Origin of the sequence: Streptomyces griseus, assembly GCF_001715295.1 — a bacterium.
Taxonomy (GTDB): Bacteria; Actinomycetota; Actinomycetes; order Streptomycetales; family Streptomycetaceae; genus Streptomyces; species Streptomyces griseus_G.
In genome coordinates this window covers 806,397-820,523 of the sequence record NZ_MDKB01000001.1, presented here as the reverse complement: position 1 = coordinate 820,523, position 14,127 = coordinate 806,397, and the positions used below count along the sequence as shown (strand labels likewise).

Annotated in this window: 10 protein-coding genes; 2 read left to right on the top strand and 8 right to left on the bottom strand. The window is 72.8% G+C overall.

Features of this window, described 5'->3' with window-relative positions; all coding sequences use genetic code 11:
- Window positions 1-90: 90 nt before the first annotated feature.
- From BA175_RS03060 to BA175_RS03035, 6 genes are all read right to left on the bottom strand, one after another.
- Window positions 91-1,872, bottom strand: coding sequence for a CocE/NonD family hydrolase (locus tag BA175_RS03060; RefSeq protein WP_069170302.1), 1,782 nt, complete (start codon window positions 1,870-1,872; stop codon window positions 91-93).
- A gap of 215 nt (window positions 1,873-2,087) precedes the next feature.
- Window positions 2,088-3,032, bottom strand: coding sequence for a S66 peptidase family protein (locus BA175_RS03055; RefSeq protein ID WP_069169630.1), 945 nt, complete (start codon window positions 3,030-3,032; stop codon window positions 2,088-2,090).
- On the bottom strand, window positions 3,029-5,029 hold the full coding sequence (locus tag BA175_RS03050; protein WP_069169629.1) for a S9 family peptidase: 2,001 nt from the start codon (window positions 5,027-5,029) through the stop codon (window positions 3,029-3,031). The genes BA175_RS03055 and BA175_RS03050 overlap by 4 nt, the downstream gene beginning before the upstream one ends.
- Window positions 5,030-5,048: 19 nt before the next feature.
- On the bottom strand, window positions 5,049-6,392 hold the full coding sequence (locus BA175_RS03045) for a M20/M25/M40 family metallo-hydrolase (protein WP_069169628.1): 1,344 nt from the start codon (window positions 6,390-6,392) through the stop codon (window positions 5,049-5,051).
- Window positions 6,385-7,218: a M55 family metallopeptidase gene (locus BA175_RS03040; protein WP_069169627.1), complete on the bottom strand. Its 834-nt coding sequence runs from the start codon at window positions 7,216-7,218 to the stop codon at window positions 6,385-6,387. The genes BA175_RS03045 and BA175_RS03040 overlap by 8 nt, the downstream gene beginning before the upstream one ends.
- Before the next feature lie 188 nt (window positions 7,219-7,406).
- The gene (locus BA175_RS03035) at window positions 7,407-8,408 is read right to left on the bottom strand and encodes an aldo/keto reductase (protein WP_069169626.1); all 1,002 of its coding nucleotides are present in this window, start codon (window positions 8,406-8,408) and stop codon (window positions 7,407-7,409) included.
- A 130-nt stretch (window positions 8,409-8,538) separates the two neighbouring features.
- Here BA175_RS03035 and BA175_RS03030 point away from each other — a divergent pair, with 130 nt between their 5' ends.
- Complete coding sequence (locus BA175_RS03030; protein WP_069169625.1) at window positions 8,539-9,429, top strand: LysR family transcriptional regulator; 891 nt, start codon at window positions 8,539-8,541, stop codon at window positions 9,427-9,429.
- Between the two features lie 169 nt (window positions 9,430-9,598).
- Here BA175_RS03030 and BA175_RS03025 read toward each other — a convergent pair whose 3' ends face one another.
- Both BA175_RS03025 and BA175_RS03020 read right to left on the bottom strand, forming a co-directional pair.
- On the bottom strand, window positions 9,599-12,046 hold the full coding sequence (locus BA175_RS03025) for an MFS transporter (protein ID WP_069169624.1): 2,448 nt from the start codon (window positions 12,044-12,046) through the stop codon (window positions 9,599-9,601).
- A gap of 200 nt (window positions 12,047-12,246) precedes the next feature.
- Window positions 12,247-12,690: an SRPBCC family protein gene (locus tag BA175_RS03020; protein ID WP_069169623.1), complete on the bottom strand. Its 444-nt coding sequence runs from the start codon at window positions 12,688-12,690 to the stop codon at window positions 12,247-12,249.
- 148 nt (window positions 12,691-12,838) lie between these two features.
- On the opposite strand from BA175_RS03020, the gene BA175_RS03015 reads away from it, so the two are divergent.
- On the top strand, window positions 12,839-13,891 hold the full coding sequence (locus tag BA175_RS03015) for an Rv2578c family radical SAM protein (RefSeq protein WP_069169622.1): 1,053 nt from the start codon (window positions 12,839-12,841) through the stop codon (window positions 13,889-13,891).
- The last annotated feature ends 236 nt before the right edge of the window (window positions 13,892-14,127 follow it).

Here is a 14,127-nt window from a genome sequence, read left to right as displayed (position 1 = left end):
CGGTTTCGGCAGGTTCGGCCGGTGTCCTCCGGCCGGCTCGCGACCGGAGGACACCCACTATCACCGACTGACCGCGCAACCCCGGGAAACTCATCGGCCGGCGGCGTTCCGCGCCGCCCGGCCGACGGCGGGCAGTTCCAGCACACCCGTGTCCTGCGGGGCGCTGACCACCGTGACCGGCTTGACGCCCCGGTTGCCGAAGTACGCCGTGTCACTGGCGGCGATCACGAACTTCAGCCGGTGGCCCGTCGCGTACCGGTGGACGACGGCCGGGAGTTCCACGGTGAAGGGGCGGGTGACGTCGGGGACGCGTACCGGCGCGACCAGGCGGTTCACCAGCGTCCGGGTGCCGTCGGGCGCCACGTCGTACACCTTGGCGAACAGGACCAGCTTGTCCGCGGCGTCACCGCTGTTCCGGACCCGCTCCGCCTTCGGCGAGAGGACCTTCAGGGTGGCCTTCGGCGCGCCCACGACGTCCAGCGGCTCGGTGAGCGGAGCGCTGGTCCAGCCGAGGTGGGTGCCCTTGGTGTCGTACGGCGCGGGGTCGGTCAGGCCGACGATGCCCGCGAGCGAGCTCTCGGAGTGACTGGTCGGCAGGAGCCCGTTCGTGTACCGACGGCTGCCCCGGACGACCTTCGCCCTGCTGTCCACCAGGGTGCCGTCACCGGAGAGGTACATCGTCCGCGACAGGGCCGGTACACCGGTGGCGGTGCCGTAACCGGCCGCCCAGTCACGGTAGTAGGCGAAGTCGGGGCCGGTGTCGGCGTCCGGGACGTGGCGGAGGTAGCGGTCGAACCAGCCGAGGATCCGCTGCCCCGTGTAGCTGGTCCTCAGATTGCCTGCGGACAGGTCGAGTTCGCCCGGCACCTGGCCGCCGCTGTGTCCCCAGGCCTGCCAGATCATCTTCGTCGTCGTGCCCCGCGCCTTGAGCGTCCGGTAGGTGGCGGTGGCCTCGTTGAGGGTGAACAGGCTGTCGGCCTGGCCCTGGACGAGCAGGGTGGGGGCGGTGACGCCGGACAGGTACGAGACGGGCGAGACGCTGCGCGCGTACGACAGCACGGCGCCGGTCCTGCCGGCCGGAAAGCGGCCTGAGTTCAGGAAGCGGATGGTGTCGCAGGCCCGGGGGGCGAAGTGGAGGCAGGCGGGGTTGCCGAAGCGGGACGGGTCCAGGCTCGGGGCCAGGAGCGGCTGGGCCTCGCCCATCAGGTAGAAGCCGTTGGTCCACTGCCACTTGAAGACACCGGCGGTGTCCGAGGAGACCCCCCGGGACGCTCCGGCGGCGTTGGGGGCGAGCGAGTACGCCAGGTCGTTCCAGGTGATGAGCGGGACGAGTGCGTCGACCCGGTGGTCGACGGAGGCGGTGGCCAGCTGGACGGCGCCGCCGTACGACCCGCCGATCATGCCCACCCGGGGGTCCCCCGGGCCGTCGTCGCTCACGAAGTCGGCCGTGGTTCCGTCGTCGGCGGGGCGGGTCCCGGCGAGGAAGTCGACGAGCGCGGAGGCCGCCCTGCCGTCGGTGGCGGGGTCGTCGAGCGTGATGAGGCAGCCGGAGCCGCCGAAGCCCAGGCCGGAGTAGACGAGTCCGACGTAGCCGCTGGAGGCGAAGGCTCTGCCGAGCGCGTCGGTGGACCCGTCGGCCTTGCTGCCGCCGAAGCCGTTGGTCGCCAGGACCGCCGGGGCGGGGTGCTCGGCGTCGACGCCGTCCGGCCGGTAGAGGTCCGCGTCGACGGTGCACGTGCGGTCCCCGGCCCGGACCGTGAACTCCAGCGGGGTGACGGTGTATCCGGACGCCGCCGACGCGGCCGTGGCGCCCAGCAGGGCCAGGGGGGTCAGGAGCGCCGCCCCGGCCAGGAGGGTGAGGGGACTGCGGATCCTGGAGACAGCACGCGACACATGGACCTCCGTACCGAGGAACCTTACCGACTAGTAAGGACCGGGCCGGACCATGCTGTGACACAGGTCATACCGCTGTCAACGCGCGGACGGGCGTTTCCCGACGGGCCGCCACCCGGGCCGTGCGGCAACGGCGTTTCGCCCCCACGGCCCGCACCGGGGTCCGGGGGTGCCGTGCGGCCTGCTCCCGCGCCTCACACCAGGGCGGGCACCTCGACGGTGAGCGTGCAGCGGCCGCCGTCCGCCGGCGCGTCCAGCACCGCCGGCACGCCCAGCGGGACCGTCAGCGCCGTGGGGCCGTGACCGAAACCCAGCTCCTCGACCACCGGCACCCCGAGCCCGCCGAGCCGGTCGGCGAGCACCGCCCGCACCTGCTCGTACGGTCCGCACTGCGCCCACGAGCCGCAGACGACACCGGTTATCCCGTCGAACGCGCCCCTGCGCAGCAGCCGGGTGAGGATGCCGTCGAGCCGGTACGGGTCCTCCGTGACGTCCTCGATCACCAGCAGCCCGCCCCGCGCCGAGGTGCGCGCGTACGGCGTACCCGCGTCGGCGGCGAGCAGGCTCACGCAGCCCCCGTACGTGATCCCCCGGGCGGTGCCGGGCACCAGGGCGGCCGCCGTGTCCAGGCCGAGCGTGCGCACCGACTCGGGCTCGAACAGGGTGGAGCGCAGTGCCTCCTGCGTGTCCCCGTCCTTGAGGAAGACCTCGGTGGCGGCCATGGGCCCGTGCAGGGTCGAGAACCCCGCCCGCAGCGCGAACGCCTCGTGCAGCACGGTGATGTCGCTGTAGCCGACGAACACCTTGGGTCCGGCCTCCCGGATCGCGGCCCAGTCCAGGAGGTCGACCATGCGGTGCGCGCCGTAGCCTCCCCTGGCGCACAGCACCGCGTCCACCGACGGGTCGCACCAGGCGTCCTGGAGGTCCCGGGCACGGGCCTCGTCCGTACCGGCGAGGTAGTCGAGCGACGGGTGCACGTCCAGGACGTGGGAGCCGGCCACCGGGTCGAGGTCCCAGCCGCGCAGCAGGTCCAGCCCGCTCGCCAGGCGGTCGGCGGGTACGGGGCCGCTGGGCGCGACGACGGCGACCCGGGCCCCGGGCCGCAGTCTGGCCGGGCGGGCGAGGGCCACCAGGCTCACTCCGTCAGCTCCAGCCGGGGCACGTCGGCGCGGGCGATGCCGAACGTCTGTGCGTACAGGGAGAGTTCGGCCTCCAGCACGCGCACCAGGGTGTCCGCGCGGCGGAACCCGTGACTCTCACCCTCGAAGGCGAGGTAGGCGTGCGGAATGCCGCGCCCCTGGATCGCCGCGATGAACCGTTCGCACTGGGCCGGGGGGCAGATCGGGTCGTCCAGTCCCTGGAGCAGGACGAACGGGGCGGTCAGCCGGTCGGTGTGGTGGATGGGCGAGCGTTCCCGGTAGCGCTCGGGCACCTCGGCGAGCGGGCCGACGAGCGACTCCAGGTACTGCGACTCGAAGTCGTGCGTCTCTCCGGTCGCCCACCCTTCCAGGTCCAGGATCGGGTAGCTGATCGCCCCGCAGGCGTACACGTCGGTGGCGGTCAGGGAGGCGGCGGCGGTCCAGCCGCCCGCGCTGCCGCCCCGGATCGCCAGCCGGTCACGGTCGGCGGAGCCCTCCGCGGCCAGGGCCAGGGCGACGGCCGCGCAGTCCTCGACGTCGACGACGCCCCACTGCCCGCGGAGCCGTTCGCGGTAGGCGCGGCCGTGGCCGGTCGAGCCGCCGTAGTCGACCGCGACGACCCCGATCCCGCGTGAGGTGAAGTAGGCGATCTCCAGGTCGAGGACGACCGCGGAGCGGCCGGTGGGCCCGCCGTGCACCCAGACGGCGTACGGCGGCAGTTCTCCGTCCGGGCCGGTCCGCTCGGGGTGGTGCGGCGGGTACACATGGGCGTGGATGTCCCGGCCGTCCGGGCCGCTGAAGGTCCGGGTCCGCGGCTCGGGGTAGTAGGCGGGATCGACCACGTCCTTGTGGGGTGCGCCGATGGTCCGGGTGTGACCGGTCGCGGTGTCCAGCTCCACCACCTCGAAGGAGGTGCGGGGGCTCGCGGCGATACCGAAGACCCTGGTGTCGTGCACGGCGAGCGTCTCGGCCCACGCGGTCCAAGGGCCGACCGCGTCGACGAGTTCGCCGGTCTCGGGATCGAGGACGCCGAGCGCGGTGGTGCCGCGGCCGTGGACGACGGCGATCAGGCCGTTGTCGAGCAGGTGGAACCAGCGCAGGCCGATCCTCCACAGCGGCCCGCCGAACTCCTCGGCCCGGCCGGAGCAGAGCCGGGTGCTGGGCACGACGGCGCCGGCGACGGCGTCGGGCCTGACGCGCTGGAGTTCCCACCAGCCGTTGATGTCGGAGACGAACACCAGCGAGCCGTCCCGGTCCCACTCCACCTGGACGACCGATTCGCCGGTGTCACCGACGAGTGGCCGCACGGCGGTGAAGGAGCCCTCGGGGGTCACCTCGGCGATCATCACGACGGTGCCGTCCCACGGCATCCGGGGGTGGTCCCACGCGATCCAGGCGGCGCGGCGGCCGTCGTGGGAGAGTCTGGCCCCGGTGACGAACCGGTGCCGGTCGTCGCTGAGTTCACGCAGGGCGCCCCGGTCGTCGGCCGCCGAGCCGTCCAGCGGTACCGCGGCGATCACCCGCCGTACGTCGGTGGGTGCCTCGCCGGTGAACTCCTCCAGGACGCACCACACCTCGTCGCGTCCGGGCCGCAGCTGCGGATCGACCCAGCGCAGTCCGCCGCCGGTGGCCGAGACCGGGGTGAGCGGCCACGGTTCGTCGGGCCCGTCCGGCGCGTAGGCGTACAGCCGCTGGTCGGCGTGGTGCACGAAGACGACGAGCGGCCCGCCCTCCTCACGCGCGACGGCGGCCCACGGCGCGCCACCGTACTCGATGACGCGGCTGCGCGGGTTCCACGGCTCCGGGAGCACGGAGGCGGTGGTGCCGTCGGCCCGGCACCGCACCAGGGCACGGCGGCCCCCCTCGGCGGGGCGCGGTTCCGTCCACCACACCTCGTCACCGACACTGCCGACGAACTCGGGCCGCCCGTCGTGTGCGGCCGCGAGCGCCGCGTCGATCGGTGAGGGCCATGTGCCGTACGCCGCTGTGGTCACCATCGTCGATTCCCCCCGTGGGTCAGGCGCTGCGCAGGAAGTGGTCCAGGACCCGGACGCCGAAGTGCAGGGCGTCGACGGGGACCCGCTCGTCGACGCCGTGGAACAGCGCCTGGTAGTCGAAGCCGGGCGGCAGCTTCAGCGGGGAGAAGCCGTAGCCGGTGATGCCGAGGCGGGAGAACTGCTTGGCGTCCGTGCCTCCCGACATGCAGTACGGGACGGCGTGGGCGCCCGGGTCGAACAGCTCGACCGCGGCACACATCTTCGCGTACGTCGGTGAGTCGACCGGCGCCTCCAGGGGAACCTCGCGGTGGTGGTACTCCCAGGTGACGCCCGGGCCGGTCAGCCGGTCCAGGGTCTCGCGGAACTCTTCCTCGCCGCCGGGAACCATCCGGCCGTCGATGTGGGCGGTGGCCCGGCCGGGGATGACGTTGACCTTGTAACCGGCTTCCAGCATCGTCGGGTTGGAGCTGTTGCGGACGGTCGGCGCGACGAGGTCGGCGGCGGGGCCGAGCTTGCCCAGCAACTCGTCCACGTCGAGACCGGGTGCGTCGAGGTCGACGGGGATGCGGTGGAGGGCCGCGATCTCGGTGAGGGCGGCCCGCACGGTCGGGGTGAGGCGCACCGGCCACTCGTACGCGCCGATCCGGGCGACGGCGGCGGCGATCCTGGTGACGGCGTTGGCCCTGTTCACCTTGGAGCCGTGCCCCGTCCTGCCCTCGGCGGACAACGTGAGCCAGCCCGTGCCGCGTTCGCCCGCGGCGATGGGGTAGAGCGACATCCCCGGGCCGGCGTGGAAGGTGAAGGCCCCAGACTCGCTGATGCCCTCCGTGCACCCCTCGAAGAGTCCGGGGTGGGCGTCGGCGAGGAAGCCGGAGCCGTCGTCCGCGCTCGCCTCCTCGTCGGCGGTGTACGCGATGACGATGTCGCGGCGCGGGCGGACACCGGCGCGTGCCCAGGCGCGGACGACGGCGAGCACCATCGCGTCCATGTTCTTCATGTCGACGGCGCCGCGTCCCCACACGACGCCGTCCCGCACCTCGCCCGAGAAGGGGTGCACCGTCCAGTCGGAGGCCTCGGCGGGAACCACGTCCAGGTGGCCGTGGACGAGGAGGGCGTCGGCGGCGGGGTCGCTGCCGGGGATGCGCGCGACGACGTTGGTCCGTCCGGGGGTGCGCTCCAGCAGAACGGGGTCGAGCCCCGCGCCCGCCAGCCGCTCGGCGACGTACTCCGCGGCCGGCCGCTCACGGCAGCTGCCGTCGCCGTGGTTGGTGGTGTCGATGCGGATCAGTTCGGAGGTGAACGTCACCGCTTCGTCGAGTGCCCGGTCGTCGACCGGTCCGGGCAGGGGGGGCGCCTCAGCCATACTGCTCCTCCACGGCGGACGACACGATCGTCGTCACCGCCTTGAACGTGCGGATTCCGTCGTACATGGTCCCGCTGGTATAGGCGACGCGCCGCTCACCGGTCGGCGCCACGCCGGGGACGACCGTCGCGGCCGCCGCGAGATGCTCGGCATCGAACTCCAGCTCGATCGTGAAGGAGTCGCCCGTCACGGGGGTGTGCCGTACGGCGAGCGCGGCCGCTTCCGCGGCGGCGGCCCGGATGTCGGCCGCGGTCCTGGCGGGCGTACGGCAGACGGCCGCGTAGCGCGAGACGTGGTCCTTGACCGCGACCTTTCGGGCGTCCGGCGCGTAGGTGTCGGCGTCCTTGCAGGTCGCATCGTCTCCGGTGACCAGGACCACGGGTACGCCGTACTCCGCCGCCACATGGGCGTTCAGCAGGCCCTCGCTCGCGCGCACGCCGTTCAGCCAGACGCCGGTGATGGAGTTGGCGAGGTAGGTGTGGGCGAGCACGCCCTCGGTGCCGGCGCCGGTGTGGTAGCCGACGAAGGCGACGGCGTCGACGTCACCGTGCTGGATGCCCTCGACCATGGAGAGCGACTTGTGCTTGCCGGTGAGCATCTGGACACGGTCGTCGAGCCGCTCCAGGAGCAGGTTGCGCATGCTCCAGTGGGCCTCGTTGACGAGCACCTCGTCGGCGCCCCCGTCGAAGAAGCCGAGTGCCGCCGCGTTCACGTCGGAGGTGAACAGGGAGCGGCAGCGCTCCCACTGCGGGGTGCCGGGCAGCACGTCGGCCGGCCAGGTCACTCCGGTGGCGCCCTCCATGTCGGCGCTGACGAGGATCTTCACGGTGCGCGGTCCTGTCGCTGGTCGGTCGCTCCCCGGCCCGCGGGCGGGAAGAGGATCATCGTGCCGCCTCACCGTACGCGCCGGGGCAGCACCGGACCAGAGCCCCGGAGATCTGTCACTGGTCCAGTCCGGTGGTGCCGTCCGCCGAAGCACGCGTACGGCGGAGGGGCTGCGCCCCGAGCCGGGGGTCAGGAGCGGGCGGTGCCCTTCACCGTCTCCTCGATCCGGGCGAGCTCCTCCTCGGCGAACTCCAGGTTGCCTACCGCGGCCACACTGTTCTCCAGCTGGGCGACGCTGCTCGCGCCGACGACCGCGGAGGTGACCCGGCCGCCGCGCAGCACCCAGGCCAGGGCCATCTGGGCCAGCGACTGGCCGCGCTCGCGTGCCAGTGCGTTCAACGCGCCCAGGCGGTCCACCAGTTCGGGAGTGACCGCGTCGGCCGAGAGGAAGGGGCTCGCGCCCGCCGCCCGCGAACCGTCCGGAATGCCGCCCAGATAGCGGTCGGAGAGGATGCCCTGCTCCAGCGGCGAGTAGGCGATGGAGCCGGTGCCCAGCTCGTCCAGGGTGTCCAGGAGGCCGTCCTCGACCCAGCGGTCCAGCATCGAGTAACGCGGCTGGTGGATCAGGAGGGGGGTGCCCAGCTCGTTCAGGATCCGGGCGGCCTCGCGCGTCTGCTCGGCCGAGTAGTTGGAGACTCCGGCGTAGAGGGCCTTGCCCTGGCGCACCGCCGTGTCGAGCGCGCCCATCGTCTCCTCGAGCGGGGTGTCGGGGTCGAAGCGGTGCGAGTAGAAGATGTCGACGTAGTCGAGTCCGAGCCGGGTCAGGCTCCGGTCCAGGGACGCGCGCAGGCTCTTGCGGGAGCCCCACTCGCCGTAGGGGCCCTCCCACATGTGGTAGCCCGCCTTGGTGGAGATGACGATCTCGTCCCTGAGGTGGGCGAAGTCCGTCCTGAGGGCGCGGCCCATGGCGGTCTCGGCGGCCCCGGGCGGCGGGCCGTAGTTGTTGGCCAGGTCGAAGTGGGTGATGCCCAGGTCGAAGGCCCTGCGCAGGATCGCGGCCTGGGTCTCGGGCGTCCGGTCGCCTCCGAAGTTGTGCCAGAGACCGAGCGACAGCGCGGGAAGCAGCAGGCCACTGCGGCCGGTGCGCCGGTAGGGCATGGCGGTGTAGCGGTCGGGGGACGGAACGTACATGCGAGCACTCCGCGGGAGAGGGGGCCGGAGAACGCGCCGGATCCGGTGCGCCTTCCCCCACCCTGGCGGAGAACGATCCAGCGGTCCAACAGGAGATTCCGCTGGGATTCATCGCCTAGATTGCTCAATCATGGAACTGCGTCAGCTGGAGCACTTCGTCGCCGTGGCCGGGGAACGGCACTTCACCCGTGCCGCGGAGCGTCTCGCCGTGTCCCAGTCCGGGCTGTCGGCGTCCGTACGGGCGCTGGAGCACGAGCTGGGGACGCCTCTGTTCAGCCGCACCACCCGCACGGTACGGCTGACGGAGGCGGGACAGGCCCTGCTGGTGGAGGCGGAGCGCACGCTGGCCGGGGCGCGGGCGGCCCGGGACGCCGTCGACGCCGTCCGGGGGCTGCTGCGGGGCACGCTGACGCTGGGGGTGGAGCAGTGTGTGGCCGGTGTCAGCCCGGCACGGCTGCTCGCGGCCTTCCACCGGAAGCACCCGCACATGGAGATCCGGCTGCGGCAGGAGGGGACGTCCAGCCTGCTGGAGGGGGTGGCCGGCGGGCGCCTGGACCTCGCGTTCGCGGCCACCGTCAGCCCGCCGGAGTGGCGGGGTGAGCTGCTGCCACTGGCGCGGGAGGAGATGGTCGTCCTCTGCGGGCCGGACCACCGCATGGCCCGGGAGGGGCCGCGGGTCGCGTGGGCCGCTCTGCGGGGCGAGCCGTTCATCGACTTCCACCCGGACTGGGGCCCGCGGCGTGCGGCGGACGAGGCGTGCGCCGCAGCCGGGGTGCGCCGCACGGTGGCGCTGGAGGTCAACGACGTGCACAGCCTGCTGGAGCTGGTGCACGAGGGCCTCGGCATCGCCGTGGTGCCGCGCCACTTCACGCGCAAGCCGGAGGCCGCGGGCCTGGTGGCGGTGGAGCTCGGCGCGCACGCCCCGGCGTACGAGAGCGTGGTGGTCCTGCCGCCGGCCGGGGCCATGAGCCCGGGGGCCAGGGCGCTGCTGGCGCTGGTACGGGAGGCTCTGCCGGGCTGAGACCGGCCGCCCTCTCCGCCGAGGCCGGGGAGCCGGCCACCGCCCGCGGAGCTCCCGTACGAGCCGGCCGTACGGGTCCACAGCCGTCCTCGCACCCTCCCGGGCACGGCCCGCGGCATGCGGAGCGGGTGCGCCGACCCGGCCCGCACGCCGCCGTGACGGCGGGGGCTCAGTCCTCGTGCCCCAGCTGGAGATCCCGTTCGGTGCGCCCCCCTCCCGGGACCTGGAGCACGGTGGCGACCGGCGGGTATCCGGCCGCGATGACGGTGTACTCGCCCGTCGACAGGTCCACGAAGCGGAACGCCCCGTCGGGCCCGGTGGTCAGGGTGTCGACCACGTTGCCGGCCGCGTCCAGCAGGGTGACCCGGGCGTCCTCCACCGCCCGTCCGCCGGGGGCCCTTACGACTCCGCGCAGGACGGCGCCGCCGGCCAGTTCGATGTCCTGCCGCGTCTCGCGGGCCGCCTGCACACTGACGGGCAGGGCGGCGGGGCGGAAGGCCGGGGCACTGGCAGCCAGGGTGTACTCCCCCGCCACGAGTTCCGCGATCACGTAGCCGCCCTCCCGCCCGGAGCGGGTGGTCGCGACGACCTCGCCGCGCACGTCGGTGAGGGTGACGGCGGCGTCCCGCACCGGAGCACCGTCCGGTGTGACGACCGCGCCGGCCAGCCGTCCCGCCCCACCGAGCACGACGTCGAGGTCCACGGGCCGTTCCCCGACGGTGACGCTGACCGCCTGCGGCTGGTGGCCGCCCGCGGCGGCGATCAGCACGTACGAGCCGGTGCCGGGAGCGCTCAGCGCGTACCGCCCGTCGGCGCCGCTGGCCCCCCGTCCGACCTGCTGTCCCTGTCCGTCGATGAGGGTCAGCGCGGCCCTGCCCACCGTGGTGCCGTCGGAGTGCTGGACGCTCCCGCGGACCGGGACCCCCGGGAGGTGGGCGGGGTTCGGGGGACCCGCGTCGACACGCGCCGCCGGGATCGCCGTGTGCGTCGCGGACGGCTCGGCGGCGGGATGGGGGGTGTGGTGGGACACCAGCGGTTTCTCCTTGAGGAAGAAGGCGAGGAACAGGCCGAGCAGGAGCACCGGCACGAGGTACAGGAAGATCCGCGGCATGGCGTCGGCGTACGCCTGGATGTAGGCGTCACGCAGCGCCGGCTCCATGGCATGGACCAGTTGCGGGGTGATCGACTCCGGGTCGGGCAGGTCCGCGCCGGACGGGAGCCGCACCTCCAGGGCGTCCGCGAGGCGTCCCGCGAACAGGGTTCCGAAGATCGCGGCGCCGACGCTGCCGCCGATCTGCCGGAAGTAGTTGTGGGCACTGGTGGCGGTACCGAGGTCCGAGGGGCGTACGGAGTTCTGCACGGCCAGCACCAGGATGGACATGACGAGGCCGATCCCGATGCCCAGGACGGCCTGCCAGACGCCGTACTGCAGCGCCGAGGTGGCGGTGTCGAGGAGGGAGAGCAGCCACATGCCGACGGCCGACACGGCTCCGCCCACCAGCGGGTAGAGGCGGTAGCGGCCCGTACGCGAGACGAGCTGTCCGGAGACGACGGACGAGAGGACGATGCCGCCCATCATGGGCAGCATCAGCAGCCCCGACTCGGTGGCGGACACACCCTCGACCATCTGGAGGTAGGTCGGCAGATAGCTGGCCGCCCCGAAGAGCGCGACCCCGACGACCGCGCCCACCAGCGAGGTGACGTTGAAGACGGAGTCGCGGAACAGCCGCAGGGGGATGAGGGGTTCGGCGGCCCGGTGCTCGACGGCGAGGAAGAGCAGAGTGGTTCCGGCAGCACCGGCGGCGAGCCCAAGAACGGTCCGGGAGGTCCAGGCGTACTCCGTCCCGCCCCAGCTGGTCAGCAACACCAGGCAGGTGGACGCGACGGCCAGCAGCAGGGCTCCCAGTACGTCGAGGCGCGGGCGGACGGCGGGCTTCGGCAGTTTCAGTACGAGCGCGATGACGGCCAGGGTGGCGAGGCCGAACGGCACGTTGATGTAGAAGCACCAGCGCCAGGAGGCGTGGTCGGTGAAGAAGCCGCCGAGGAGCGGGCCGGCCACCGAGGCGAGCCCGAAGACCGCCCCGATGAGGCCCATGTAGCGGCCTCGCTCCCTGGCCGGGACGATGTCGGCGATGATCGCCTGGACGCCGATCATGAGTCCGCCGCCGCCGATGCCCTGGACGGCCCGGAAGGCGATGAGTTCGTCCATGGTGCGCGACCAGCCCGCCAGGGCGGAGCCGATGACGAAGACGACGATCGCGAACTGGAAGACGCCTTTTCGTCCGAAGAGGTCACCGAGCTTCCCGTAGAGCGGCAGACCGATCGTCGAGGCGAGCAGATAGGCGGTGACCGCCCAGGACATCTTGTCCAGGCCGTGCAGCTCGCCGACGATCTTCGGCAGAGCGGTGGCGACGATCATCTGGTCGAGCGCGGCGAGCAGCAGGGTGAGCATCAGCCCGAGGAAGACCAGCCGGACCCGGCGGGGAGTGACCTCCTCGGGTGGGGAGGCGGACGGTGCGGCGGTCGGTACGTCCGGTGGCGACGGAGGTGCGGGCGCGGCCGTGACACCTCCCGGACCGTCCGGCCCGTCCTTCACCAGAGTGATCCCACCCACCACGTGACGCTCCCCTCGTCGCACCTGCGCCGCACATTTGTCGCACCCGGCGGCAAGGCGGGGCAAACGAGAACGGGCGCGCACACGGCGCGCACCGAGGGCTTATGCGCCGGTGGGAGGCGTTGCGGCGCACAACCGGCCGTCCCGGAAAACCACCCGTTCCGGTGAGGCCGGCCGTGACGCCAACAGCGGGCGGAGCAGCGTTACTTCTCGACCTCGGCGGCGAGGTTCCGCAGGAGTTCGTCGTAGATCCGGCCGAGCCCCTTGGGCGCGAAGGTCTTCTCGAAGAACCCGCCGATGCCGCCCGCCCCGTTCCACACGGTCAGTACGACCACCCGGGACCTGCCCTCACCGGCCGGCGTGACGGTCCAGGTGGTGACCATCGAGGAGTTGCGGTCCTTCTCCACGAGTCGGCCCTCGGACGGCTCGGTGACCTCGAGCAGGCAGTCACGGACGCGCTTGCTGGTGGCTTGGAGCTTCCAATGGACGAGACTGCCCTCGCCGTCCCCGCCCTCGCGCACCTCGTACTCGCTGAAGTGGCCGGGCAGCACCTTGCCCCGGACCTCCTTGTAGTCGGCCAGCGCGTCGAACACCGTCTCTGCGTCCGCCGCGATGATCCGCTCCGTCGTGGCCTCGACCTGCGCCATGCCTGCTCCTCCAGCACTCGGTTGTTCCGGGTGCCGCTGAGCCAACCACCTCGGGCAGGGCCCCTCAAAATCGGGGCCGGCATCCCGGCACGCACGATCAAGGGAACAGATGTTCTATTCTCGGCGCAGCACTACCGAGGAGGCGTCCATGCGCTGGGACAACCTGGCAGAAAATACCGCACAGAGCGCGAAACCCGAGCCCGGCGCGCTCTTCGCCGCGGACGCGGTGACCACGCGCACCTTCGACACCCCTGAGTTCCGGGGGATCACTTTCCACGAGGTCCGGGCCCGCTCGATCGTGAACCGGGTGCCCGGCGCCTCGCGGATGCCGTTCGAGTGGACCGTGAACCCGTACCGGGGCTGTTCACACGCCTGCGTGTACTGCTTCGCCCGCAAGACGCACAGCTATCTGGACCTGGACACCGGCCTCGGCTTCGACTCGCAGATCGTGGTCAAGATCAACGCCGGTGAGCTGCTGAACCGCCATCTCGCCTCCCCACGGTGGCAGGGCGCGCACATCGCGATGGGCACCAACGTCGACTGCTACCAGCGGGCAGAGGGCCGCTATCGGCTCATGCCCGGGATCATCGAGGCGTTGCGGGACCACGCGAACCCCTTCTCGATCCTGACGAAGGGCACCCTGATCCTGCGCGACCTGGACCTGCTGCGGCAGGCGGCCGAGGTCACCGAGGTCGGCATCTCCGTCTCCGTGGGCTTCACGGACCGCGAGCTGTGGCGCACCGTGGAGCCGGGCACTCCCTCCCCCGAGCGCCGCCTGGACGTCGTCCGCGCCCTGGCGGGCCAGGGGATCGACTGCTCGGTGCTCATGGCTCCGGTCGTCCCCTTCCTCGGCGACGGTCCCGAGCAGCTGCGCGCCACGGTCCAGGCCATCGCCGCCGCCGGCGCGGCCTCGGTGACGCCCCTGGTACTGCACCTGCGGCCCGGCGCCCGCGAGTGGTACATGCAGTGGCTCGGCCGGCACCACCCGCACCTGGTGCGGCGCTACGAGCGGATGTACGCGGACGGGGCGTACGCCCCCACCTGGTACCAACGCCGCATCACGCGACGGGTGCACGAGCTGGCCGCCGAGTTCGGCATCGGCCCCGCGCACCGGGGCGAGTCCCGGCGGATCGCCGTACCGGGAAGGACCCCGGCGCCGGAGGGCGAAGACCGGAGGCCCACGCAGCTGACCCTGCTCTGAGTGCGGCCTTGTGCTGACGGGGCGTCATCCCGCTGCGGGGCGCGTCGGCCGGTCGGAGTCCGGGTGTCAGCCTGCCACCTCCGCGTGTCCACCCGTGCCGCACCTCCGCGCGTCCTGTACGTCCTGCACCTCCGCACCCCGTACGTCCTGCGCCTCCGCACCCCGTACGTCCTCCGTCTCCGCGCATTTCGCACCCCCGCCCCCCGCCCCCTGCGCCCCCACGCCCCCACATCCTC